Below are 23,553 nucleotides of genomic sequence, written 5' to 3'. Positions count from 1 at the left end.
ACAAGGACTCGCCCATGAAAGCGTTCGGCAAAATCCTGGGCCTGGTACTTCTCGGGCTGTTGCTGATCATTGTGGCGCTGGGCTTTGCCCTGACCCACCTCTTCGATCCCAACGATTATAAAGACGAGATCCGCCAGATCGCCCGCGACAAGGCCCACATCGAGCTGACGCTCAATGGCGACATCGGCTGGAGCCTGTTCCCCTGGCTAGGCCTGGAGTTGCACGAAGCCAGCGTCGCGACCCTAGCCAAGCCCACCGAGCCGTTCGCTGACTTGCAGATGCTTGGTCTGTCGGTGCGTGTGCTGCCGCTGCTGCGCCGCGAAGTGCAGATGAGCGACGTGCGTGTCGAAGGCCTGAACCTGCGTCTTAATCGCGACAAGGACGGCCACGGCAACTGGGAAGACATCGGCAAGGTGCCGGCGACTGCCAATCCGACGGCACCTGCGGTCACTCCTGGCGAACCTGCACCCCAAACCACCGTCCAGGTTGAAAAACCGGCACAGCCGATTCGCCTGGACATCGACAGCCTGACCGTCAACAACGCCCGTGTTGAGTACAGTGACGAGAAAACCGGCAAGCAGTTCAGCGCCGAAAGCATCCAGCTGAGCACCGGGCCGGTCCACGATTCCACCAACATTCCGGTCAAACTCACCGCGTTCCTCGCCACCAATCAGCCCGTTCTACGGGTGCGTACAGAGCTCAATGGCGAGCTGCGTTTTGAGCGCGCCTTGCAACGCTACAAATTCGAAGACCTGAAACTGTCCGGTGAAGTCGCCGGCGACCCGCTGCAAGGCAAGACCATGACCTTCGCCGCCCAAGGCCAGTTGTTGCTGGATAAAGCTGCGAACGTCGCCGAATGGACCGGCATCAAGATCTCTGCAAACCAGTTGCGCGCACTGGGTGAGCTTAAGGTCAACGACCTGGACAAGACGCCGCAAATCAATGGCGCCATTTCGATTGCCCAGTTCGACCTGGCGAAATTCATCGACAGCATCGGCCAGAAACTCCCGACCATGGCTGAGGGCAGCCTGAGCAAAGTCGAACTGGCCAGCCGCGTTGCCGGTACGCCGACCAGCGTGTCGTTCGACGACATTAACCTGAAAGTCGACGACAGCACCTTTAGCGGCCGCATCGCCATCGAGGATTTCGCCAGGCAATCGCTGCGAGCAGTTCTCAAGGCTGACACCTTCAACGTCGACCGTTACCTGCCGCCAAAATCCGCCGAAGCCAACAGCGCGACACAAGTGCGTCAGGCCGAAGTGGCCAGCACCGAAGCCGATGCCATGGCCAGTGCAGGCAGCACACCGCTACCCGACAAACCCACCAAAGACGCGTGGAGCAATGAGCGCCTTTTGCCGGTGGAGCGCCTGAGCAAACTCGATGTGGACGCCGACCTGACTTTTGGCTTATTGACCCTCGACAAACTGCCAATCCAGAACGCGGCGCTCAAGGCCAACGGCAAGGAAGGCCTGCTGACGCTTGAGAATCTGCGCGGCGACCTGTACGACGGCACCTTCGAATCCAAGGGCACCCTCGACGTGCGTCAACAGGTACCGGCGCTGAATATGCAGACGCGCATCAGCAAAGTGCCTGTGGAAAAAATCATCGAAAGCCAGGGTAAAAATCCGCCGGTCAAAGGTCTGGTCACGCTCGACAGCAACCTGACCGGTAATGGCAACAGCCAGAAAGCGCTGATTGAAACCCTCAACGGTAACGCCAGTTTCGTCATCGGCGACGGCGTGCTGCTCAATGCCAACCTCGAACAGCAACTGTGCAAAGGCATCGCCACGCTCAACCGCAAAACCCTCAGCGGCGAGCCAAGAGGCAAGGACACACCGTTCCAGGAGCTCAAAGGCAACCTGACGTTCCGCAACGGCGTAGCCAGCAACCCGGACCTGAAAGTCCGTATTCCGGGCATGACCGTCAAAGGTGACGGCGACGTCGACCTGCGGGTGTTGGGCATGGATTACCGCGTTGGCATCGTCGTCGAAGGCGATACGAGCGCCATGCCGGATCCGGCCTGTCAGGTCGGTGACAAATTCGTCGGCATTGAATGGCCGCTGCGTTGCCGCGGCCCGCTGGAACTCGGCGCCAAGGCTTGCCGCCTCGACAACGAACGCATGGGCCAGGTCGCCAGCAAACTGGCCGGCGACAAGCTCAGCGAAAAGATCGACGAGAAGCTTGGTGACAAGGTCAGCCCTGAACTGAAAAACGCGCTGAAGGGACTGTTCAAGCGATGAGAGCCGAGCAGTTTTCATCGGCGGTGCTGGATTGGTACGACCGCCATGGCCGCCACGATCTGCCCTGGCAGCAGGGCATCACACCGTATCGGGTGTGGGTTTCGGAAATCATGTTGCAGCAGACCCAGGTCAGCACCGTACTGAATTACTTCGACCGCTTCATGGCCTCGCTGCCAACAGTCGAAGCGCTGGCCGCCGCGCCGGAAGACGAAGTGCTGCACCTGTGGACCGGCCTCGGTTACTACACCCGCGCGCGCAATTTGCAGAAGACCGCGAAGATCGTCGTCGCCGAGTACGGCGGCGAATTTCCGCGTGATGTGGAACAGCTGGTTGAGCTGCCGGGCATTGGCCTGTCCACGGCGGGTGCCATCGCCAGCCTGAGCATGGGCCTACGGGCGCCGATCCTTGATGGCAACGTCAAACGCGTCCTGGCGCGCTTTACCGCGCAGGAGGGTTATCCGGGCGAACCGAAGGTCGCCAAACAGCTGTGGGCCAACGCCGAACGCTTCACGCCCCATGATCGGGTCAACGCTTACACCCAGGCGATGATGGATCTGGGCGCCACGCTCTGCACCCGCAGCAAACCGAGCTGCCTGCTCTGCCCGCTGGAAAAAGGCTGTGAAGCACACATGCTCGGCCTGGAAACCCGCTACCCGATCCCCAAACCGCGCAAAACCGTGCCACAAAAACGCACGCTGATGCCGATGTTCGCCAATGGCGAGGGCGCGATTCTGCTTTACCGCCGCCCTTCCACGGGCTTGTGGGGCGGTCTGTGGAGCCTGCCGGAACTCGACGACCTCGACGATCTGCAACACTTGGCCTCACAGCACTCGCTGGAACTGGGTAGCCAACAAGCGCTGCCGAGCCTGGTGCACACCTTCAGCCACTTTCAGCTGTCCATAGAACCCTGGCTTGTTCAGGTCCAGAAGGCCGGCAATCACGTGGCCGAGGCCGACTGGCTCTGGTATAACCTCGCCACCCCGCCGCGCCTGGGCCTTGCCGCCCCGGTCAAAACCTTGCTCGAACGCGCGGCCGCCGTATTGAACGCAGGAGAGTCTTCATGACCCGTACCATCATGTGCCGCAAGTACAAAGAAGAATTACCCGCCCTGGAGCGCGCTCCGTTTCCGGGCGCCAAAGGCCAGGACATTTTTGACCACGTCTCGGCCAAGGCCTGGGCCGATTGGCAGAAACACCAAACCCTGCTGATCAACGAAAAACGCCTGAACATGATGAACGCCGAAGACCGCAAATACCTTCAGGGCGAGATGGACAAGTACTTCTCCGGCGAGGAATACGCCAAGGCTGACGGCTACGTTCCACCGGCTGAATAATCCCGTTTTATCGGGGGGCGGAACGTAAGCGACGGTAATAGTTAAATTTTTTTTGAAAACTTGCTTGACGACCCCCTGAAAAACCCGTTTAATGCGCCCCGTTGCCCAGATAGCTCAGTCGGTAGAGCAGGGGATTGAAAATCCCCGTGTCGGCGGTTCGATTCCGTCTCTGGGCACCAAATACCGAAAACCCTGAATCGCAAGATTCAGGGTTTTTTTATGCCTGGGATTTGATGAAGCACCATTTTGGCAGTCTCTCAGGTAAGTCGGAACGCTCCGTATGCTTTAACGGAAAAGGACGACATACGCTGATGATCGGATTGAGCAGAATCAGAGGAGGAGCTGCCGCATAGCCGGGAGCAGATACACAACAGGGACGTAGACAATGACTGGCGCCATTAAACAAGACGTCGAAACCGCTGAGTTTTTGACTGAGCAAGAAATCAGAACTTTCAACTTTGATATTCGGCAGTCAACATTGCTTCACAAGTTCGCCGAAGAACTGGCCGCCATCGGCGGGCCGCAGGCAACAGGAGCCAAGTCAAAAGCCTCTCGGGCAGCCACCGAACTAAAGCTTTCGTTTTCGACAGACCAATGCGAACCGCTGGCTGCCTACTCCGACGGCCTCATTTCCGTATTGATCTTTGAAGGGCTGCAAAAAATCACCGATGTCAGCCCCCCAGATGAACTACCAGACCTGACATCCCTGGAAAATCGTTGCGACGTCCTTTGCCTGGCCGCCCGTAATCAGATCTTGTTGAACCTGGTGGATAACCGTGCCTTTGCCTATGACATGGACAACGAAGGGAAACTGGTTCGATTGGTTGCCAACTTCAAAGGTGGAGGACTCATCAAAATCAATGCCGAGCCGGAAATCAAAGAACTGAGCTCCCATTCCGGCCTCGCGCTTGGCCCGCATACCGAGGCGCCTTACTGGTGCGCCGTGAACGCTAAAGACGGGCACTCGCCCTCTCCGTCGTCGCTCATACTTTCCGCCCTCTGGAACCCGAGCCTGGAACCTACGCGGGTCATTCCACTGCCTCCCATACTCGATAAAATCGGCGTCACCAACTGCCTCGCATTGACCACGGGTAACTTCCAATTCACTCGTAGCGACTCCTTTGTCAGTGGCAAAGGGGAAGATGGTCGCAACGTTTCGATTCTGGAGTTTGACGACAAGGTCGGGTTCGCAGCCCGCTTCAACTCGTATCGCTTTTCGGTCAATGACAACGTCTCGAATTTTGTCAAAACGGCCTACGCCGCCCTTTGCCAGGGGGTAAGCGAAGCAACTCCAGTCGAGTACACGTTGACGCAAGAGTCAGCCATGGTCATCAATAACGTCCGAGCCCTGCACTGCCGCGATGTCATCAGAGACAACAGACGTGTTCTGGTCCGCATTTTCGGTCTATCGAAATTTTCGACCCCTCTTGTTATTTCAGAGGATCCGTTGCGGCTGCAGGGATGATTTTGTCACACGTCCAGACTGCTGGTTTTGTGGATAATCGGCCAATAATTATAAAAGAGGGAATGTAATGTCTTGGGATGTACTTGGTGTGTTGGCGCTCGTCGCATTTTGCGCCGGTTTTTTTGATGCTATTGCAGGTGGTGGTGGACTGATTACGTTGCCTGCACTGTTTTTGGCCGGGGTAGACCCCATCAGTGCGATTGCAACTAACAAGTTCCAGGCCGCTTCGGCAACTATTTCGGCAACTGTAACCTTTGCGCGCAAAGGAATGATCGAGTGGCGCGAAGGCCGTTTCCTCGTGATCTGCGGATTTATTGGCGGCGCCAGTGGCGCCTTGCTGGTCAGCTATGTTGATAAGCGATATCTGGAAGTTTGCGTGCCTGTCATGCTGATTCTGGTGGCCATCTATTTTGCTTTCTCTCCCAAGCTGGCCAATGAAGATCGACGCAAGAGAATCGGCGTTCTGCTTTTTTCATTTACCGTGGCGCCGATCCTGGGCTTTTACGACGGTATATTTGGCCCCGGTGTGGGCTCTTTCTTTATTGTCGGTTTTGTACTCCTCTGCGGCTTGGGCATGATGCGGGCCATGAGTTTTACCAAACTTGCCAACGCCTCATGCAACCTGGGTTCCTTGTCGGTCTTCATTACCAAAGGTGTGATTATTTGGCCGGTTGCCATAGCCATGGCTTTGGCGGCCTTCATCGGCGCTCAATTGGGTGCACGAGCCGCTGTTCGCGTCGGTCCACGGTTGATCAAACCCATGTTGATCGTGGTCTGCTGCGCCTTGGCCATCAAGCTGCTGAGCGTAGAAACCAATCCTTTGCGCGTTGCGGTCCTCGAATCGTTGGCTTCGCTATGATTACCGGTGCGGCGCTGACCAGTTCTTGCCTTCAACTTTGATCGCAGCCCACCCTCCCTGCGCATTACTTTTTATAGACTTTCGAGGGCTATCAACGTTGACGTCGCGCGCCGTCGAACTCCCAGTGTCGGTGGTTTTATTCCGTCTCTGGCACCCAATACCGAAGACCCTGAATCGGAAGATTCAGGGTCTTTTTATGCTTGGGATTTGATGGACTCGGTTTTCATCACCAGCCGCGCGATGCTTTTGCCTCTTTCATTTGCCTCTATTCGGCGCTGTTCCAATGAAAGACCAGATTGCGGGCCGCACCGCTTCCCACATCAGCCGTGTCACGTCGTTCCTCGCCATTGCGCGTTGCGACAACGGTGTACTTGCCGGGAGGCAATTGAACGTACACCAGCGGGCCAGCCTCACTCAGGGTGAGCACGGTTTGCCCTTGGGCTTTCTGAATGGCCACCTCTACATCGGGGATGTATTTATTTTCCGGCCCTATGGCGAAGGTCATGTGCAAGTTGTAGCCCGTGGTCTGCTGGATAGCCTTCGCCTCATCCTCGCCGACACCACCGGAAAGATAGATAATCCCGTTTTGCTCTTGCCGCTGAACGTGCACGCCTGAACTGTCGATTGGCTCCAGACTGGCCGCCTGTAACATCACGGGAAACATCAACAGCCCCACGGCAGCGAGCGGCAGAATGAACGCATGGACGTGTTTCATGATGGGCACTCCCGGGCTCCGCAGAATCCATTCGTTACCTTATTTTTGATTTCCCTGTGTGCGGCGGGTTTTAGATTGATTCGGCCTTGGGCTCACTGCGAAATGGACTACGCGTTGTATTCCCCCAGCATGGATTGCCGTCGGAGCGATCCCGCAAAACCAATCGGGCTTTCCTTCCGGTTTACCAGCCGCGCCCGGCATCGCAGCCCCCACCTCCCCTGCAATCCTCTTCTGCCTGTTCATCCATTGGCGGAAGACTTCCATGAGCGCACTCAGACCCGATAAAACTCAAGATCCACAACTCGCCTCGCTACTTGGCAATCTTGGAGAACTGATTCGTGAGGCACGGCAGAAGGTGCTACGGGTAGTCGATACAGTCCAGGTGCAAACGTGCTGGCAGATCGGAAGGCATATTGTGGAATTCGAGCAGGAGGGCGCGCGTCGTGCAGGTTATGGGAAGCAGTTGCTGGCAACACTGGCGAAGGTACTGACAGTGGAGTTCGGGAAGGGCTTTGACGAAACCAACTTGCGAAAAATGCGACTGTTTTATCAAGCGTTTCCAATTCGAGACGCACTGCGTCTCGAATTGAGCTGGACCCACTACCGCAGACTCCTGCGAGTCGATAGTGACACGGCACGTCAATGGTACATGGACGAAGCTGCCAACCAAAACTGGTCGAGCCGGGCCTTGGAGCGCCAGATCAGTACCCTCTACTACGAGCGCCTGTTGCTGAGTCGGGACAAGACTACCGTCATGGAGGAAGCCGCTACGAACATCCATTCAATGAACGACAGCCCGCGCGAATTCATTCGAGATCCCGTGATGCTGGAATTTCTCGGCCTACCCAGTACTGGAGTTGTTCTGGAAACCGAACTTGAACAAGCACTCATAGAGCAGCTTCAGGGCTTTCTGCTTGAGCTCGGCAAAGGTTTCGCTTTCATAGCGCGCCAGCAACGCATAAGCACCGAAGGCAGAGACTTCTACGTCGATCTGGTGTTCTACAACTACCTGCTCAAGTGCTTTGTCATCTTTGATCTCAAGCGAGGCGAATTGACCCATCAGGATGTCGGGCAAATGGACATGTATGTCCGAATGTATGATGACCTCAAGCGCAACGATGAAGACGGGCCGACCGTCGGCATCATTCTTTGCGCGCAAAAAAACGAGTCAGTGGTGCGCTACTCGGTTTTACAGGGTAACGAACAACTATTCGCCAGCAAGTACAAGCTAATACTTCCTAGCGAAGAGGAACTGCGTGCAGAACTGGATCGGGAACGCGCAGCAATCGAGGAGCGACTGCTCGATCAGATCCCTCTATAACCACGGATGGATTGTTAGCACGCTGCGTGAAGACTATCGTTGGCAGCTACCCGCAAAGGTCCGAAGTCGATGAATTTGCAGGACACGCCACTGGCACCCACTCAAATCGAGTTGCCGCTGCCAGCCTTCGCTTCTGGCGAACCCTTCAAGGAACCCGCCGCAGACGGCGTCATCCTCGGCGGTTTCACTTGGCGGCACGCCGCTCGAGACATCGCGCGCCCGGTCATCATCATCAACGCTGCCACCTCAGTCCGCTGCCGGCATTACTCGCTTTTCGCCGACTACCTGTTTGCCAACGGCTTCGACGTCATCAGCTATGACTACCGCGGCATCGGCGAATCGCGCCCCGCGTCATTAAAAGATTTCGACGCTTCATGGTCCGACTGGGGTGCACTGGATTTCGAGGCGATACTCAAGCGCGCTCAACGTGAATTTCCCGATCAGCCCATCGACGTCGTCGGCCACAGCTTTGGAGGCTGTGCGGCGGGCCTGGGAGCTTCAGGGCATCTGATCCGGCGCCTAGTGACCGTCGGCGCGCAATTCGCTTACTGGCGCGACTATGCGCCTGCTCATCGCTGGCGGATGTTCGGCAAATGGCATGTGATGATGCCGCTGATCACGATGATCTGCGGATATTTCCCCGGAAAGCGCCTTGGCTGGCTGGAAGACACACCCGCCGGTGTGGTCCGCGACTGGAGCACGCCCACCGCCCGGTACGAAACGCGCCCCAGCGGTCGCATTATCTCCGCGAAAACCGGCTCGCTACCCTTCGCGACGATGACAGCCAAAACCCTGGCCATCAGCATCACCGACGATCCTTACGGCACGATCCCGGCCATAGAACGTCTGCTGGGCTACTTCAGCGGCGGTACGAACACCCACTTGCGAATTGCCCCCGAAGACATCGGCGAAGCAGAAGTCGGACATTTCGCCTTTTTTCGTAGCGCATACCAAGCCACACTATGGCCCATTGCATTGTCCTGGCTGCAAAACGGCGAATTGGCTCCCGATACCCCCGGGCGGACAGTGCCACGCAGCGAGTCCTTTTAACGCACGACGGATCAAAACCCATGGCCTCCGCCAACAAGCAGCAAAAACGCGCCACCCGCGCCAAAGCCAAGGCCAAGCAGAACCGCACCCAAAGGGCTGCCGCGCCGGTCGAGCTGGATCCGAACGACGATCGAATCGACTTTGAATCGGTGGACCTCACCGACCTGTTCAAAGAAATGATCGACGCGGAAAAGATCAGCCAACAAGCCATGTGCGCGGCCTTTCTTGAACACCCACTGCTCGCGCTGGTGCTGCAGCAGGAAGGCGAAGAAACAGCCACAGACTTCATCATCGGGGCGCTAATCGAGTACAGCCAATGGTCCACCGAAGTCGACGAAGCCGGCGCCCTGGCCTGGATCGAATCCCCAGCCTTCCAGGTTGATTACGTGGCGGCTTCCGAAGCCATCGCGGCCCAAAACCAACAGAAACCGAACTGAGTTCCCATGGCATCCCTGAACAAGCAACAGAAACGCGCCAAACGCGCCAAGATCAAAGCCAGACAAATCAATATCCACGGCCGAAAGCCCGCCACGCTGGATGACGACCTTGGCGAAATCGGCGAACCGATCCCGGAATACACCCTGGCGATGTTCAGCAAAATGCGCGACGCGGAATCCATCAGCCGCAACAGCATGCTGCTGATGCTGCTGACGAACCTAGCCGAAATCATCAGCGACCATCCAGAACTGCTGGACATGGAAAACGCCGACAACGAAGCCATGGCCGCCACCCACCTGGCCGCCGACATGCTGATCGACTACCGCATGTGGGCCGACGGCATGGACCGCGATGCCGCCCAGGCCTGGCTGACCGATCCGCAGTTCATCACCGATTTCGGCGATGCGCTGGACAGCTATCGTCAGTCGCTGGACGCCCAGGAAGAAAAGGGCGAGTAAGCACCGACCCCAGAAACAAAAACGGCCGCCTGTCATCACTGACAGCGGCCGTTTTTCATCACACGGTGCAAATCAACTCAGCACAACCGCTCCAATTTTTTGCAGCTTGCGACGGCGAGCCACAAACAACCCGGTAACCACCACACACAGGCTCAACAAACCGGTCGCGAGGATTTCCACGCGGTGGGCGTCCTGGAACAACATGATGGTCAGGGCCGCGACGATGAATATGATCACCGCGTAGGTCAGGCCCGGGAACAGCCACATGCTAAAGGCGATTTTTTCACCACGAGCCATTCGCTGTTTGCGCATACGCAGTTGCGAGATCGCAATCACCAGATACACCAGCAACGCAATGGCGCCGGAGCTGGCCAGCAGGAATTCGAACACCGCAGTCGGAGCCACATAGTTGGCGAATGTTGCCAGGAACGCTGCACCAGTGGACAGCATCACCGCCCAGTACGGCGTGCCGCTCTTGTTGGTGCGCGTGGACACGGCCGGCGCATCACCGCGTTTGCCCAGGGAAAACATCATGCGCGACGACGTGTAGAGCGCCGAGTTAAGGCAACTGGTCACCGCAACCAGCACCACGATGTCGACGATCATTTTCGCATTCGGGATGCCCATGCGTTCAAGCACTGTCTGGTAGGAACCGACGCTGGCCAGTACCGGGTCGTTCCATGGCACCAGGGCCACGACGATAAAGATCGATACCAGGTAGAACAAACCAATCCGCCAAATCACCGAGTTGGTGGCCTTGGAGATTTGCTTGCCAGGGTTTTTCGATTCCGCGGCCGCGATGGTCACAATCTCGGTGCCCATGAACGAAAACATGGTCGTCAGGATGGCACCCAACACGGCACCCATGCCGTTTGGCAGGAAGCCCTGAGTGTCGAACAGGTGCGAAACACCGCTGACCTGGCTGTTCGGCAGGAAGCCGAAAATCGCCAGAACGCCGAGAACAATGAAACCAATGATCGCCACGACCTTGAGCAGGGCGAACCAGAACTCGAACTCGCCGTAGTTCTTCACGCTGAACAGGTTAGTGACTGTCAGCAGCATCGTGATGACCAGGGCGAAAGCCCAGATGTCCACGCCAGGGAACCAGGCGTGCAGGATGGTTGCGGCGGCGTTGGCCTCCAGCGGGATGACCAGCACCCAGAACCACCAGTACAACCAGCCGATGGTAAAACCGGCCCAGTGACCGATCGCCCGATCGGCGTATGTCGAGAAGGAGCCCGTGTCCGGCGAAGCAACCGCCATTTCACCCAGCATGCGCATCACCAACACCACCAGCATACCGGCGGCGGCGTAGGCCAACAGCACGGCCGGGCCTGCTGCAGCGATAGCGTGGCCCGAGCCAACGAACAGGCCGGCACCGATAACCCCGGCGATCGACAGCATGGTCACATGACGCGGTTTGAGCCCCTGTTCGAGGCCATTAGAGCTTTGGATACTGCTCATTGAAACTACCTTTGTAAGGAATAGCGAATGCGTGCATCCCGCTGTGAATTCTCTTCTGTAAAAAGAAACCAACGGGGCGTTCCGGAATCTGCACGCAATAAATGCGCCAAAATGTTTCAACCACACTAATACGGCGATCTCGCCCTGACCGGACAGTCATCGCAAGTCATTGAAAATAATGGCAGTTAGCCAGAACGTTACCCTGCGACTCACTTCAGGAACGAATGCGCGCACCGGAAACACACACAAAAAAGGCTCAGCGCACAATAAAAGTGCGGATGAGGAACGTTTGGCCGCTCAGCGCTTCCAACACCCCGCCAAAGCTGGCAACATCGCGCCCTTTTTTAAGGGACAGCCGACCAGATCTGGTTCAAACGGCTGTTCGGTTGATAGCAGGGCGACAGTCTGCTGTACCGATGCGACAACCTGCCACATGCCACCCGTTTACCGCCTGTAGCGCTGTTGGCTGCCATTCAGACGCTATGCTAGGTTGGCCGCCTCGCCAGGAAGGCCCGCCAACAGCAGGAGCGCAACACATATGAGGAACGCACATGGCTGAGGCCACGCCCGCGCTTGAAATCCGCAACTTGCACAAACGCTACGGACAGCTTGAGGTGCTCAAAGGCATCTCGCTGACCGCCCGCGACGGCGATGTGATCTCGATCCTGGGTTCCTCCGGTTCCGGCAAGTCCACGTTTCTGCGTTGCATCAATTTGTTGGAAAACCCGCACCAGGGTCAGATCCTGGTGGCTGGCGAAGAACTCAAGCTCAAAGCCGCCAAGAACGGTGAACTGGTCGCAGCCGACGGCAAGCAGATCAACCGCCTGCGCAGCGAGATTGGTTTTGTGTTTCAAAACTTTAATCTGTGGCCGCACATGAGCGTGCTCGACAACATCATAGAAGCCCCACGCCGCGTGCTCGGTCAGAGCAAGGCCGAGGCCACCGAAGTCGCCGAAGCCTTACTGGCCAAGGTTGGCATCGCTGACAAGCGTCACGCCTACCCGGCGCAACTGTCCGGAGGTCAACAACAACGCGCAGCCATCGCCCGCACGCTGGCGATGCAGCCCAAGGTGATTCTGTTCGACGAACCTACCTCTGCCCTTGACCCGGAAATGGTCCAGGAAGTACTTAATGTCATCCGCGCATTGGCCGAAGAAGGCCGCACCATGCTGCTGGTCACCCACGAAATGGGATTCGCCCGTCAGGTGTCCAGCGAAGTGGTGTTCCTCCACCAGGGTCTGGTAGAGGAGCAAGGATCGCCACAGCAGGTGTTCGAAAACCCGCTTTCGGCGCGCTGCAAACAATTCATGTCCAGCAACCGCTAACGGAGCTACCCGCATGCAGAACTACAAAAAAATCTTCCTGGCTGCCGCCGTCACTCTGGCGTTCAGCGCCGGTGCCGCCGCCGAGACCTTGAAGATGGGCATCGAAGCGGCCTACCCGCCGTTCAACAACAAAGATGCCAGTGGCAATGTTGTCGGCTTCGACAAGGAAATCGGCGACGCCCTGTGCGCCAAGATGAAAGTCGAATGCACCGTGGTCACGTCCGACTGGGACGGCATCATCCCGGCTCTGACCGCCAAGAAGTTCGACTTCCTGATTTCCTCTATGTCGATCACCGACGAGCGCAAGCAAGCGGTCGACTTCACCGACCCGTACTACTCGAACAAGCTGCAATTCATCGCCAAGAAAGACATCGACTTCAAAACCGACAAGGCGTCCCTGCAAGGCAAAGTGATCGGCGCACAACGTGCGACCCTCGCCGGCACCTGGCTTGAAGACAACATGGAAGGCGTTGAAATCAAACTCTACGACACCCAGGAAAACGCCTACCTCGACCTGACCTCGGGTCGCCTGGACGGCATCCTGGCCGACAAATACGTCAACTACGAATGGCTGAAAAGCGACGCCGGCAAGTCTTACGAATTCAAAGGCGACCCGGTGGAAGAAAGCGACAAAATCGGTATCGCCGTGCGTAAAGGCGACGCGATCCGCGAGAAGCTGAACGTCGCACTGAAAGAGATCGTTGCTGACGGCACCTACAAAAAGATCAACGACAAGTACTTCCCGTTCAGCATCTATTGATTCTGACCTGCCGGACCGGCGCCGTTTTCTGACGGCGCCAGTCCCCGGCATTGCCTGCCGCGATTTGAAAAGAAATCCATGACTATCGATCTCTACGGATTCGGCCCGGCGCTCGCCGCTGGCGCGCTGATGACTGTGAAACTGGCACTCTCGGCCCTGTGTCTCGGACTGGTGCTCGGTTTGCTCGGCGCCTTGGCCAAGACTTCCCCGTACAAGCCGCTGCAATGGCTTGGCGGCACTTACTCGACACTGGTTCGTGGCATCCCGGAATTGCTCTGGGTCCTGTTGATCTACTTCGGCACCGTCAATCTGATGCGTGCCTTGGGCGAGTTTTTCGGCAATCCCGACCTCGAACTCAATGCCTTTGCCGCCGGCGTGATTGCGTTGGGGCTGTGCTTCGGCGCCTACGCCACGGAAGTGTTTCGCGGTGCGATCCTCGCCATTCCCAAAGGTCACCGTGAAGCGGGCGTTGCATTGGGCCTGTCGAAATTCCGCATATTCACCAGGCTGATCATGCCGCAGATGTGGCGCATCGCCCTGCCCGGCCTGGGCAACCTGTTCATGATCCTGATGAAAGACACCGCGTTGGTGTCGGTCATCGGCCTGGAAGAAATCATGCGCCACGCGCAAATCGGCGTGACCGTGTCCAAGCAACCGTTCACCTTTTATATGGTGGCCGCGTTCATGTACCTGGGCCTGACGATTCTGGCCATGACAGGCATGCACTTCATGGAAAAACGCGCCGCTCGCGGCTTCGCGAGGAGCACCCAATGAACTGGGAAGTCATCATCAAGTGGCTGCCGAAACTGGCTCAGGGCGCGACGCTGACCCTGGAACTGGTGGCCATCGCCGTGATTGCCGGCCTGTTGCTGGCGATTCCGCTGGGCATCGCGCGCTCGTCGCGCCTGTGGTGGGTGCGCGCATTCCCCTACGGCTACATCTTCTTTTTCCGTGGCACACCGTTGCTGGTTCAACTGTTCCTGGTCTACTACGGGCTCGCGCAATTCGATGCGGTGCGTAATAGCTCGATGTGGCCGTACCTGCGCGATCCTTTCTGGTGCGCAACTGCGACCATGACCTTGCACACGGCGGCCTACATCGCCGAGATCCTGCGCGGCGCGATTCAGGCCATTCCACCGGGCGAGATCGAAGCAGCACGGGCGCTGGGCATGTCTCGGGCGAAAGCGCTGTTCTACATCATCCTCCCCCGCGCTGCGCGTATCGGCCTGCCGGCGTACAGCAACGAAGTGATTCTGATGCTCAAGGCCAGCGCGCTGGCCAGTACGGTGACCTTGCTGGAACTGACCGGCATGGCCCGCACCATCATTGCCCGGACGTATCTGCCCGTGGAGATCTTCTTCGCGGCGGGCATGTTCTACTTGCTGATGGCTTACGTGCTGGTTCGCGGCTTCAAGCTGCTGGAGCGCTGGTTGCGCGTCGATGCCTGCCAAGGGCGTTGATTCTTCCCACGTGCTGACGGGCGAGGACTTACTCGCCCGCTTCACGGCGCTGGATGCGTTTCTGATCGAGCATCAGGCGCTGTGGAAGCCTCGACCGTTTACTCATCTGACCCTTCCTTGGGAAGCGTCCTACCCTGAGATGGCTTCGTGGCTACGTGGGCGATCGCTGGAAGACGCAGAAAGGGCTCATAACCAACCTTGTTTACTGGATGCGCCCGAGCCGTTTGCTTCGCTGGCGGCGTTGTCGCTTGAGCTGAGCACTGTGGATCAGTTGCCGGCTCATGCGCTGGAGCCAGCTGGGCATCGCTTGAATGTCGACGTTCCGGGGCGCAAGTGGCAGCAAATCGAGGCGTTTGCCAGTCGGTTGTCGTTTGCTGCGCCGTCGAAGCATTGGCTGGATTGGTGTTCTGGCAAGGGCCACTTGGGGCGACGGTTGCTGCAAATCGGTCAGCAGCTCACGTGCCTTGAGCATGATCCAGCACTGGTCCTCAGCGGCCAGGCACTCAGCCAGCGTCATCAACTGCATGCGCTGCATGTCGAGCAGGATGTGCTCACGCCTGGCGCAGCCTCTTTGCTGACCGCCGATCACACACCTGTCGCACTGCATGCCTGTGGCGATCTGCATGTGCGGTTGATCCAGCTCGCCAGCGCTGCAGGGTGCAAACAACTGGCCGTTGCGCCGTGTTGCTACAACCGGATCAATCTCAGTGAATATGTGCCGGTTTCCTCGGTTGCACGTCGCTCCGACCTACAGTTGTCCCTCGACGATCTTTCGCTGCCGGCGAGTGAAACTGTCACCGCCGGCGCCCGCGTCCGGCGCCAGCGCGACACCTCCATGGCCCGACGCCTGGCGTTCGACCTGCTGCAACGGCGACTGCGCGGTGTTGATGAATACTTGCCCACGCCTTCCCTGCCCAGCGCCTGGCTGGACAGATCCTTCGCCGATTACTGCCATCATTTGGCCGCACTTAAAGAGTTATCCACAATCGGTCCGCTGGACTGGTCAGCCAGCGAAGTCGCCGGCTGGCAGCGACTGGCTGAAGTGCGCAACCTGGAGCTCCTGCGCGGACTTTTCCGACGTCCGCTGGAGCTCTGGTTGGTACTTGATCGAGCACTATTCCTCGCCGAACAGGGTTATACCGTTCGCCTCGGCACTTTCTGCGAACCCCAACTCACGCCGCGTAATTTCCTGTTGCTGGCGGAACGCGCCTAAACACCCGCAGCCTGTGGATAACTCTGTTGATGAAATATCGTGGATCCAATATCCATGCCTGTTTCAGGGCTGAAACTAAACTGTTCAATTTTCGTACACTCGGATAAAAAACCGGAAAAACAGGCATTTGCAAGAAAATGAGAATGGATCCACATTTTCGATCTTAACCGCGTGCGTCGATCGCCCCGTTGTGCATAAGCGTTAAGCCAAAAGAACATAATCGACCTGGGAATCCTCAACTATCTTGTTCAAGCGTCAGAATTCTCTGACGTCAAGGACAGCAAGGAGCTGGGAAAACATGAGCACATTGAACAGTGCGCAGGAAGCCGTCGATACCGTCGCCAACGAAGCCATCTACGCCGCGCTGCAGCAAACCTTCGCGGTGGGCGGCGCCATCATCAACAACGCAACGGGCGAGATCATCGCCGCATTGCACAACAATGTGCTGATGCCTTTTCCTGGCAGCGGCACGACTTACTTTCTACCCCATGACCCGACCGCCCACGGTGAACGACAACTGGTGGACTGGTATTACGAAAACGTCGCGCCGCTCAACCTGCCACCGCCCAACCAACTGACCGTCGTCACCACGCTCGACCCGTGCGCCATGTGCGCCGGCTCGCTACTGACTGCAGGATTCAACGTCGCCGTCAGTGCAATCGATGACTACGCGGGCATCAACTACAACAGCCAGTTCACCTTTCCGTCGCTGCCGCCGCAAATCCGCCAGCAGGCGCAAAACACGTGGGGCTATTACGCGATTGCAGCGCCGGTCAGCCGCGCCTGGCAGGGCTCGACCAATCCGGTGTTCGGCGGCCAGACCATCGACTCGGCGGCGTACTTCCTGTGCAGCTCGATCTTCTCCGCCAGCGTCAACACCGTGCGCGATGCCAGCAATAACAGCGGCCTGCCGCCGGATCAACTGCAAAACCCGGCCACCCTGCCGGCCAACAGCAAAGTGCGCCAGGCGCTGACCGCGCTCAGCCCGTTTGCGTTGACCGTGCAATCGACGAACCCACGTGACCCCGGCGCTGAACTCGCTCCACCGCTGCTGAAAACTGCGCAGCAAAGCACTGTGTTCAATTCGGTAGCGCTGATCGACCCATTCGGCAACCTGCTGGTGTGCCAGGGAGGCGTCGAGAACCAGTCGCCAATTCGTACAGCGTTCATGGAAACGACGCGCAACTACGCCGTCATGCGCTGGACTCTGATGAACGACCCCGACCCGGCGGTTCGCGCCGAGGCCGAGCAATACCTGACACATCCGAAGTACGGCACCTTCGTCTTCCTCTACGCCCCCGACCCGACAACACCGCAGGCCGTCATGACCTTCGGCGCCTACGGTTCAACCATGGAAGGCCCCGTACCGCAGAGCTATCCGTCGAACCTGCAATACGTGCTGCTGCCGGGCAACACCACCGCGCAAGCGTTGTCGACACTGGCCCAGAACCTGCCGCCGTTCTACACGCAAAGCGTGCAAGTGGCGCCTGCTCAGGTGCTGAGTCAGGACCTGATCAACGCGGTGAAAAACGGCGTATAACGCTTCACCGGCCAGCCCCGCAGAAGCGTCTGCGAGGCTGGTCTGATGGCTGCGTAAAAATAGTCTGAATTCAGGGGTTTACAGAACCAACCCAATCGCTATAATCGTCGCCCTAACACGCCGGTATAGCTCAGTTGGTAGAGCAACTGACTTGTAATCAGTAGGTCCCGGGTTCGACTCCTGGTGCCGGCACCATATAGATCAACAACTTAGGCTCACCGAAAGGTGGGCCTTCTTTGTTTCTGGGGCTTTATTTCAAATTTGGTCACAGCTTTGGTCACAGCTTCTCATTTGATTGAAGCTGATGGCACTCTTATTGACCGTCACCTCACCACGCTGTGGGGCAATCTCCAGCGTTTGTTTCACGCCGAAAAAATCTCCATGTCGCGAAGTAATGCCGACTCCCGCTTCTGACTCTCCCGACCAACATGCTGCTACCCTTTCCTCATCATGGAGGAACCCTCATGCCAAACTCGGATCTACTCCCTTCCCTGCTGTTCAAACTCAATGAAAACCAACTTGCCCTTGAAGCCGCCATCATGGAGCTTTCGAACTGGGTCGAACAGCGAGGCTCTGCTGAGGTCGCTGAGAACGTACGCGGCGCACTAGAAGCCATCGATAAAAATGAAGAGTTCATCAAGATAACGCTCGCAGTGATGATGACTCCGGAGTGACTTCAATTGGCCGATTGCAGCTGTCACGGTCGTCAGCAAACGCCTGTTCACAGACGCTGTTCGGCAAGCTTGTCCGGTTGTCGGTTGGGCAATTTATGGTGGTGGGTAAAGTACGGAATCGGGTGGGTAAAGTACGGGTTGAATGAGAGGATCTCTCATATAAGGTCGGTTTTGCTGATTCTAGAGTGATTTGCGGCGTGCAAATAAGATTACTTCCTATTTGCACACTCAAAACCGTATTTTACCCACCGCGCGTTTCAGACTCGTTCCTATTTATATGGCCGTAGTCGTACTTTACCCACCGTCTGCTATTGGCCGGTTTTTGAGGGTCGTGAAGGGCGGTCATCGACCCATAGCCGCCGGTCAAGCCCAGGAAGGATTGACTGATTGGTAAGCGTTCTTGAAGGTAACTACAATGGCCTGGGAGTCTGTAAAATATGAGCGTCCAAGCTTTGTTCCGGCGACCTAGCAATACGAACAAACCGATAGTTGGATTGCGCCCACGCCTATTGCCACTCTCTGCGCCACGGGGCCCAGGCTGCTCAGCCATTCGACCAAGAGAATCAAAAGCCCGCGCAGAAGGGGGTATAGCATACGATGAGCACCACTCGGATTAGTTTTGATGACGTCGAGACCACGTGGATGGGCCATCTTTTCTAGCGCATATTTCATCGATTCCTCCCGGTACTCGCCTGCTACTTTTGGCAATGCCTTATACAGAGCATGAAAGCGCTGTTTTTTTCAGGTATATACCCGTCTTCAAGTGAGTGAGTTCGAATCCCTATATCATCCTGTAGTCGATAGGTAGTCGGATGAAGGCTGGTCGGTTCTAAATCCTTTGGCGATAGCAGGGTGGACTACTCAAATCAGGGGCCTTCGGTGACACTCTGACGAATATTCGTTACCTTCAGCCAAATAATCTGATAGGAGCAATTTCTTGAATACGGGCGCGACGATTCCAGTTGGGCGAAAATCGATACAGTTACGCTTCAAAGAGCTTCAATTTGGTTCTGGCACATGGCCTTGCCCTCAAAATTTGCTGGGGCGGCATGCAGAAACTGAAAATCTTTCGCCAGTCCTACTGAATGTAATGGTCGCTATACAACGAATCGGTAAGGGGGTCTCTATAGCGTTAGCAATAGGTTTTTTGCTGCTTTCGTCAGGCGTAACTTCTTTGGCCGTCGCATTGGATCTTCAAAGTGAGCGATGTGAAGTCACTGGTTTTACGTTTTCTGTGACTCCGTCAGAGTGCAAATTATTACAATCCCACGGGTCTGAAATTGTAACGTTCAGTGTTCGGTTAACAGATATGAAAATTGTGAAGCCTGAAATAATTAAGTATTCGCATATGATTGTACGGATTAGACCTGTTGCAAACCCGACTCCCCGGTACCAAGCTGTTTTGAAAGGAATGAATCCTACGTCTGTAACGGCTGGTCGGAGCGAGTATAAATTGCGAGATCGTACTGTTTACGAGTTTGAGGGGACAGATAGGCGACCTGTTTATGTAAGTCGCGTATTGATGACCTATCAAAGTGATCGTCTGTTTGGGGACAGAATCGAAGTGCTCTACCAGTTCGATAGTCAACGGAGTGATTTTGAAATGCTAGATAGTCAACTACTAAAACTGCTCGAACGTATCGATCTTCAGTAAGAGGGATATCATAAATATTATAGCTCTTAGCACGGAACAAGGTCAGCAGCTCAGCCCCAGCCCATTGGGGACACGCAGAAACGATGGCCTGGTGTAGCGCGGACGCAGTTGCCGGAAACCGTTCTAATCTCAACCAATTCACTTGCTGCATACGGTGCAGCCAATACTTGGCCACGTCCAAGGCAGAAGCTAACATTTCATCGTCCGCCGTCAAGTCCTGATAAGTAACACTCCACCGGGTTCTCTCGGCGCTGCGATCTATTTCTGGCATTAGTCAAAACCATTGTCCTTTTCTGTACGAGCTAGCCCGTTCACTTGCCAATTTTCAGATTCGCTTACGGCGCTAAATAGATATGTCCGGTTTATTCTGAGTTCGAAAGTAAGCCGGATCGCCGCCGCAATGCGAATCACGGTGAAGCAGTCTGATGAGAGAGCCCATTTTGTGATTGACTGCTTTTGGCCGTTTGCTGCCTGACGCGAAGGGCTGCATTGACCCATGGCGGACATCAAGAGAGACAAATTTTAAATTGTCTGTTCACCTTAGCCGCTGAACAGACTGATCAGACTCCAGGCGACTCCAATCACGGCAATAAACAGAATGAGCGCTAACGTAAGAATTACAGGCTCATACCGCATAAAGGTGCTCCTCAAGTTGGGCTAATACCATGAGCGGCTAATTCGCCTTCAGGTTTTTATTTATGTAGCGGTTGCGTGCTTAGGAACTGGCTGAATAGCGCTACTAATCCACTTTTAGCCACTTCAACTCTCATTAGTGGTCTAGTAAACGCTCAGCATTCTCCATGCCAAAAGTTTAGAAGCGTCTATATCCAGACTTGGGTGATAGTTTCTGTCAACAAAACGCTTGAAGGCGGGTAAAAGAACCCTTCTCTCAAATTGGGGTATCGCGTGCGCGCGCTGCACGGCGTGCTGCTGCGGCAAGTTCCGGGGGGTTGTGTCTGCTTGGGGCCGCAAGCGGGTGGAGTACCCGGTTGCCCGCCAAACCAACCAAGAGCGTATCAATCACCTTTGGTGTTTGCCTGCTTACTGCCTCGAAACTAGCGAATACGGCCGGATCAAAGATGATGGCCTCCAGCTTGTGATCCAGCTTCTTTAGCACGGCCTCAATGAGGAGGGCGAGAACTCATCATAGGAGAAAAATTTATCTTAAACACGGTGCCGCTTACGTTTGCATTGCGCTCATGACTTAGCGAACCGCCTAGGTTTTTTACAAGCGAGGTAATTACTTTCATTCCCAGCCCCGACATTTTATCGACATCAAAGTCTGCTGGAAGTCCCCTGCCGTTGTCACTTACGGTTAAGCAATATTGGTGCCGATAAGGTGCTAATTGTACATTGACCTTGGAAGCTCCGTATTTCAAAGCATTGGTCACCAACTCGTTTACGATAAGGCCGAGTCGGCTGAGTTGTTCGCTGGCCAAGGAGAGAGGGACGGCGTGGACCGAAATCTCCACCTGACTCCCACAACCCAACATTGTAGATAAGCCAGCACACAGTTGAACCAGATAGTCAGCGCTATCGAGACTAGTGGCAGCCTTGCCGACGTTAATATGTTGATGCACATTTGCTACGGCAAATATTTTGGCGGCCGCTCTAGAAATCTCTTTAGCGGCTTCAGAGCCGCCCAACTGAGCGCTTTGAATGCTCAACATCGACACAATCAAGTGGAGGCTGTTCATGACTCGATGGTCAATTTCCTCGGCCATCAAATGGGAATGATTCAGTGCAGCTTCCTTTTCAGCTATGGATCGCATGGCGGAAAGGCGCAGCTCAAGCTGATCCATCACAATGCTTGCAAGATCCGCCAATGTGTCGATCTGTTCTTGAGTAACCGTGCGCGGCTGCGTGTCCAACACACATAAGGTACCCAGATTGAAGCCGTCGTGCGTATGCAGCGGCACACCAAGGTAAAATTGAAGCCCAAATTCGCCTGCGACGAGGGGATTGGCGAGCGTTCGAGGATCATGCCTAGCGTCCGTCACCAACCAAGGCCCGCTCTGTAAGATCGCAGAGGCGCAGAGCCCAGAGTTGCGGGGAATTTGTTGTGCGTCGAGCCCATGATGGGATTTGAACCAGATCCGATCTGTATCGACGATACTCACGATTGCTATCGGCGTTCCTAGGAGGCGTGCTGCTATTGCGGTCACACGATCAAACGCGCCATCCGGAGGGGTATCAAGGATGGCGTATCTGCGAACGATGTCCATCCGAAGAGATTCGTTCGCCGCTAGTTCAGCTTGAGTGCTCATTGTCATTTATCACTCAAAGGCCTTTGGATGCTCGCTGCGATCATGGCTCCTCGAAGGATAGCCCACATCAGCGCTTCGAAGCGCTATCTCACTTCCACACTCGTTTAGTGGCAAGAATGATGGCAACGTCTCAGGACGGTGAAGCGCAGTAACTGCTCCTGCCGGATCCTGCGCTCATTGGAGTACCTGGAGACATTTTCGTTCGCCGGATATTTTCAACACGTCCAATGGCAGCTTTTGGCCCAGGCTGTGTGAAAACGTTTTGGAGCAGGTTTGACAGTCAGGACTGCAACGAAAATCGCGTTCCTACGCAAATTTACGGCCTGCTGATTAACCAAACGCTGGCAGATTTTACGTAGCAACGCAGACTTCAAAACGGGGCATACGTTTTCACACAGCCTGGTCGATTGCTGACTATCTCAGTCGGCGGAAATCGACAAGAAACCGCCATCCAACGTACATAAAGCCACGATTTTTTTGAGTGTTCTGCTTTATAAACGCGCGCACGCGCGCATGAACGTATTGGTCTGAAAATCATCAAAATCCGCACGCTTTAGGGCCGACGAAAATCCAACTGTTTCAGAACGCTTAGGGAGCTACTGAAACACGGTTCAGAAACAGAACCACGTCACGCTCCAGCTTCTCTTCGATAGCCAGACGCACGAACTCTGAGCGGTTGGCGCTGGGATAACGGATCAGCCGATCAATCGCGGCCACGGTTTCAGTTTCAACTGACACAATCAGCCGGGTCTTGGGTGTTTCCTTGAATATCCTGTTTTTGCTCATGATTTTTGGCCTGATGGGTGCTGCGGTTTCATGGGGTCTCAGCAGTGTTTTGGCGATCAGTCAGCCACAGGAGGAGCATGTCAGGCCGGATTGCTGCGGATCAGACATGCCGGCCTTGAGCAATTGGTGTTGCTGTTCCACCAGGTCATGCCTGTCGAGAAAACCTTGCTTCAGCAAGTACGCGAGCGAGGCGCCCTAACCAGTCCTCACCATCCATGACGGGCGTCGGCTGCTTCGCCAACTTGCCGGCAAGGGCCTTGGCGATTTCCTTGTCGGTCAGCGCTCGTTCGATATCTGGCACGGGCACTACGGATAGCAGGAGAGCACCATGGCGCCGCATAGCATCCTGCTCGACCTCTGCCGTAGTCTGCTCGAGGAAATGCTGCACGACCGCTCCGGACTCCAGAACCACCAAGTGGAGCCACGCCAGTGGTGCGTGTGTATGCACGGATGAACATGGTGTGCTTACGTATCAGTTTATGTGCACCTCATGTGCAACACATAAACGGACAAAACGGAACGGACGAGTCT

Annotated in this window: 22 protein-coding genes and 2 tRNA genes; 19 read left to right on the top strand and 5 right to left on the bottom strand. The window is 56.0% G+C overall.

Features of this window, described 5'->3' with window-relative positions; translation table 11 throughout:
* The first annotated feature begins 14 nt into the window (after window positions 1-14).
* From ACYZT9_RS02295 to ACYZT9_RS02270, 6 genes are all read left to right on the top strand, one after another.
* Window positions 15-2,240, top strand: coding sequence for an AsmA family protein (locus ACYZT9_RS02295; RefSeq protein WP_462008380.1), 2,226 nt, complete (start codon window positions 15-17; stop codon window positions 2,238-2,240).
* Complete coding sequence (mutY, locus tag ACYZT9_RS02290; RefSeq protein WP_462008379.1) at window positions 2,237-3,304, top strand: A/G-specific adenine glycosylase; 1,068 nt, start codon at window positions 2,237-2,239, stop codon at window positions 3,302-3,304. The genes ACYZT9_RS02295 and mutY overlap by 4 nt, the downstream gene beginning before the upstream one ends.
* On the top strand, window positions 3,301-3,573 hold the full coding sequence (locus ACYZT9_RS02285; protein ID WP_010464608.1) for an oxidative damage protection protein: 273 nt from the start codon (window positions 3,301-3,303) through the stop codon (window positions 3,571-3,573). Before mutY ends, ACYZT9_RS02285 begins: the two co-directional genes overlap by 4 nt.
* A gap of 103 nt (window positions 3,574-3,676) precedes the next feature.
* Window positions 3,677-3,752, top strand: a tRNA-Phe gene (locus ACYZT9_RS02280).
* Window positions 3,753-3,958: 206 nt separating this feature from the next.
* A complete protein-coding gene (locus tag ACYZT9_RS02275) occupies window positions 3,959-5,038 on the top strand; it encodes a hypothetical protein (RefSeq protein WP_462008378.1) in 1,080 nt (359 codons plus the stop codon).
* Window positions 5,039-5,105: 67 nt separating this feature from the next.
* The gene (locus ACYZT9_RS02270; protein ID WP_462008377.1) at window positions 5,106-5,897 is read left to right on the top strand and encodes a TSUP family transporter; all 792 of its coding nucleotides are present in this window, start codon (window positions 5,106-5,108) and stop codon (window positions 5,895-5,897) included.
* A 265-nt stretch (window positions 5,898-6,162) separates the two neighbouring features.
* Here ACYZT9_RS02270 and ACYZT9_RS02265 read toward each other — a convergent pair whose 3' ends face one another.
* A complete protein-coding gene (locus ACYZT9_RS02265; protein ID WP_462008376.1) occupies window positions 6,163-6,612 on the bottom strand; it encodes a carboxypeptidase regulatory-like domain-containing protein in 450 nt (149 codons plus the stop codon).
* Between the two features lie 262 nt (window positions 6,613-6,874).
* Between ACYZT9_RS02265 and ACYZT9_RS02260 the strand changes: the two genes are divergently transcribed.
* The 4 genes from ACYZT9_RS02260 to ACYZT9_RS02245 all read left to right on the top strand — a co-directional run bounded on the left by ACYZT9_RS02260 (window position 6,875) and on the right by ACYZT9_RS02245 (window position 9,879).
* Window positions 6,875-7,933, top strand: coding sequence for a PDDEXK nuclease domain-containing protein (locus ACYZT9_RS02260; protein WP_462008375.1), 1,059 nt, complete (start codon window positions 6,875-6,877; stop codon window positions 7,931-7,933).
* Window positions 7,934-8,002: 69 nt separating this feature from the next.
* Window positions 8,003-8,983 carry an alpha/beta hydrolase family protein gene (locus ACYZT9_RS02255; protein ID WP_462008374.1) on the top strand — a complete coding sequence of 327 codons (981 nt, stop codon included), beginning with the start codon at window positions 8,003-8,005 and terminating at the stop codon, window positions 8,981-8,983.
* A gap of 20 nt (window positions 8,984-9,003) precedes the next feature.
* Window positions 9,004-9,420, top strand: coding sequence for a hypothetical protein (locus tag ACYZT9_RS02250; protein ID WP_462008373.1), 417 nt, complete (start codon window positions 9,004-9,006; stop codon window positions 9,418-9,420).
* A gap of 6 nt (window positions 9,421-9,426) precedes the next feature.
* Window positions 9,427-9,879, top strand: a complete 453-nt coding sequence (locus tag ACYZT9_RS02245) for a hypothetical protein (RefSeq protein WP_462008372.1) — start codon at window positions 9,427-9,429, stop codon at window positions 9,877-9,879.
* Window positions 9,880-9,951: 72 nt separating this feature from the next.
* Here ACYZT9_RS02245 and gabP read toward each other — a convergent pair whose 3' ends face one another.
* Window positions 9,952-11,343, bottom strand: coding sequence for a GABA permease (gene gabP, locus ACYZT9_RS02240; RefSeq protein ID WP_462008371.1), 1,392 nt, complete (start codon window positions 11,341-11,343; stop codon window positions 9,952-9,954).
* Between the two features lie 551 nt (window positions 11,344-11,894).
* On the opposite strand from gabP, the gene ACYZT9_RS02235 reads away from it, so the two are divergent.
* From ACYZT9_RS02235 to ACYZT9_RS02195, 9 genes are all read left to right on the top strand, one after another.
* Window positions 11,895-12,668 carry an ABC transporter ATP-binding protein gene (locus tag ACYZT9_RS02235; RefSeq protein WP_462008370.1) on the top strand — a complete coding sequence of 258 codons (774 nt, stop codon included), beginning with the start codon at window positions 11,895-11,897 and terminating at the stop codon, window positions 12,666-12,668.
* Between the two features lie 13 nt (window positions 12,669-12,681).
* Window positions 12,682-13,428 (top strand): ABC transporter substrate-binding protein, encoded by a 747-nt coding sequence (locus tag ACYZT9_RS02230; protein ID WP_462008369.1) that lies wholly within the window; start codon window positions 12,682-12,684, stop codon window positions 13,426-13,428.
* A 78-nt stretch (window positions 13,429-13,506) separates the two neighbouring features.
* Entirely contained in the window at window positions 13,507-14,202 is a 696-nt protein-coding gene (locus ACYZT9_RS02225) for an ABC transporter permease (RefSeq protein WP_059406395.1), read from the top strand.
* Entirely contained in the window at window positions 14,199-14,888 is a 690-nt protein-coding gene (locus ACYZT9_RS02220; protein ID WP_008024975.1) for an ABC transporter permease, read from the top strand. Before ACYZT9_RS02225 ends, ACYZT9_RS02220 begins: the two co-directional genes overlap by 4 nt.
* A complete protein-coding gene (locus tag ACYZT9_RS02215; RefSeq protein ID WP_462008368.1) occupies window positions 14,869-16,101 on the top strand; it encodes a methyltransferase in 1,233 nt (410 codons plus the stop codon). The genes ACYZT9_RS02220 and ACYZT9_RS02215 overlap by 20 nt, the downstream gene beginning before the upstream one ends.
* A gap of 298 nt (window positions 16,102-16,399) precedes the next feature.
* On the top strand, window positions 16,400-17,641 hold the full coding sequence (locus tag ACYZT9_RS02210; RefSeq protein WP_462008367.1) for a nucleoside deaminase: 1,242 nt from the start codon (window positions 16,400-16,402) through the stop codon (window positions 17,639-17,641).
* Window positions 17,642-17,760: 119 nt separating this feature from the next.
* Window positions 17,761-17,836, top strand: a tRNA-Thr gene (locus ACYZT9_RS02205).
* A 269-nt stretch (window positions 17,837-18,105) separates the two neighbouring features.
* The gene (locus ACYZT9_RS02200; RefSeq protein ID WP_462008366.1) at window positions 18,106-18,315 is read left to right on the top strand and encodes a hypothetical protein; all 210 of its coding nucleotides are present in this window, start codon (window positions 18,106-18,108) and stop codon (window positions 18,313-18,315) included.
* 937 nt (window positions 18,316-19,252) lie between these two features.
* Window positions 19,253-19,969 (top strand): hypothetical protein, encoded by a 717-nt coding sequence (locus tag ACYZT9_RS02195; protein ID WP_462008365.1) that lies wholly within the window; start codon window positions 19,253-19,255, stop codon window positions 19,967-19,969.
* A gap of 1,121 nt (window positions 19,970-21,090) precedes the next feature.
* On the opposite strand, the gene ACYZT9_RS02190 is transcribed toward ACYZT9_RS02195, so the two are convergent.
* From ACYZT9_RS02190 to ACYZT9_RS02180, 3 genes are all read right to left on the bottom strand, one after another.
* Window positions 21,091-22,194: a sensor histidine kinase gene (locus tag ACYZT9_RS02190; protein ID WP_462008364.1), complete on the bottom strand. Its 1,104-nt coding sequence runs from the start codon at window positions 22,192-22,194 to the stop codon at window positions 21,091-21,093.
* A gap of 630 nt (window positions 22,195-22,824) precedes the next feature.
* On the bottom strand, window positions 22,825-23,022 hold the full coding sequence (locus tag ACYZT9_RS02185) for a ribbon-helix-helix protein, CopG family (protein ID WP_462008363.1): 198 nt from the start codon (window positions 23,020-23,022) through the stop codon (window positions 22,825-22,827).
* A 145-nt stretch (window positions 23,023-23,167) separates the two neighbouring features.
* The gene (locus ACYZT9_RS02180; protein ID WP_462008362.1) at window positions 23,168-23,410 is read right to left on the bottom strand and encodes a hypothetical protein; all 243 of its coding nucleotides are present in this window, start codon (window positions 23,408-23,410) and stop codon (window positions 23,168-23,170) included.
* Window positions 23,411-23,553: the final 143 nt, after the last annotated feature.

The sequence above is a fragment of the Pseudomonas sp. ZT5P21 genome, from assembly GCF_054897785.1.
Note: the sequence above shows the minus strand (reverse complement) of the source record. Positions and strands in the feature narration are given on the sequence as shown.

Bases quoted from the DNA above. Each gene is read 5' to 3' on its own strand.
- ACYZT9_RS02245 (WP_462008372.1), top strand. From the start codon at position 9,427: ATGGCATCCCTGAACAAGCAACAGAAACGCGCCAAACGCGCCAAGATC.
- ACYZT9_RS02265 (WP_462008376.1), bottom strand. From the start codon at position 6,612: ATGAAACACGTCCATGCGTTCATTCTGCCGCTCGCTGCCGTGGGGCTG.
- ACYZT9_RS02200 (WP_462008366.1), top strand. From the start codon at position 18,106: ATGCCAAACTCGGATCTACTCCCTTCCCTGCTGTTCAAACTCAATGAA.
- ACYZT9_RS02230 (WP_462008369.1), top strand. From the start codon at position 12,682: ATGCAGAACTACAAAAAAATCTTCCTGGCTGCCGCCGTCACTCTGGCG.
- ACYZT9_RS02220 (WP_008024975.1), top strand. From the start codon at position 14,199: ATGAACTGGGAAGTCATCATCAAGTGGCTGCCGAAACTGGCTCAGGGC.
- ACYZT9_RS02225 (WP_059406395.1), top strand. From the start codon at position 13,507: ATGACTATCGATCTCTACGGATTCGGCCCGGCGCTCGCCGCTGGCGCG.
- ACYZT9_RS02295 (WP_462008380.1), top strand. From the start codon at position 15: ATGAAAGCGTTCGGCAAAATCCTGGGCCTGGTACTTCTCGGGCTGTTG.
- ACYZT9_RS02210 (WP_462008367.1), top strand. From the start codon at position 16,400: ATGAGCACATTGAACAGTGCGCAGGAAGCCGTCGATACCGTCGCCAAC.
- ACYZT9_RS02270 (WP_462008377.1), top strand. From the start codon at position 5,106: ATGTCTTGGGATGTACTTGGTGTGTTGGCGCTCGTCGCATTTTGCGCC.
- ACYZT9_RS02275 (WP_462008378.1), top strand. From the start codon at position 3,959: ATGACTGGCGCCATTAAACAAGACGTCGAAACCGCTGAGTTTTTGACT.
- ACYZT9_RS02235 (WP_462008370.1), top strand. From the start codon at position 11,895: ATGGCTGAGGCCACGCCCGCGCTTGAAATCCGCAACTTGCACAAACGC.
- ACYZT9_RS02190 (WP_462008364.1), bottom strand. From the start codon at position 22,194: ATGGACATCGTTCGCAGATACGCCATCCTTGATACCCCTCCGGATGGC.
- ACYZT9_RS02285 (WP_010464608.1), top strand. From the start codon at position 3,301: ATGACCCGTACCATCATGTGCCGCAAGTACAAAGAAGAATTACCCGCC.
- ACYZT9_RS02250 (WP_462008373.1), top strand. From the start codon at position 9,004: ATGGCCTCCGCCAACAAGCAGCAAAAACGCGCCACCCGCGCCAAAGCC.
- ACYZT9_RS02260 (WP_462008375.1), top strand. From the start codon at position 6,875: ATGAGCGCACTCAGACCCGATAAAACTCAAGATCCACAACTCGCCTCG.
- gabP (WP_462008371.1), bottom strand. From the start codon at position 11,343: ATGAGCAGTATCCAAAGCTCTAATGGCCTCGAACAGGGGCTCAAACCG.
- ACYZT9_RS02215 (WP_462008368.1), top strand. From the start codon at position 14,869: ATGCCTGCCAAGGGCGTTGATTCTTCCCACGTGCTGACGGGCGAGGAC.
- mutY (WP_462008379.1), top strand. From the start codon at position 2,237: ATGAGAGCCGAGCAGTTTTCATCGGCGGTGCTGGATTGGTACGACCGC.
- ACYZT9_RS02185 (WP_462008363.1), bottom strand. From the start codon at position 23,022: ATGAGCAAAAACAGGATATTCAAGGAAACACCCAAGACCCGGCTGATT.
- ACYZT9_RS02255 (WP_462008374.1), top strand. From the start codon at position 8,003: ATGAATTTGCAGGACACGCCACTGGCACCCACTCAAATCGAGTTGCCG.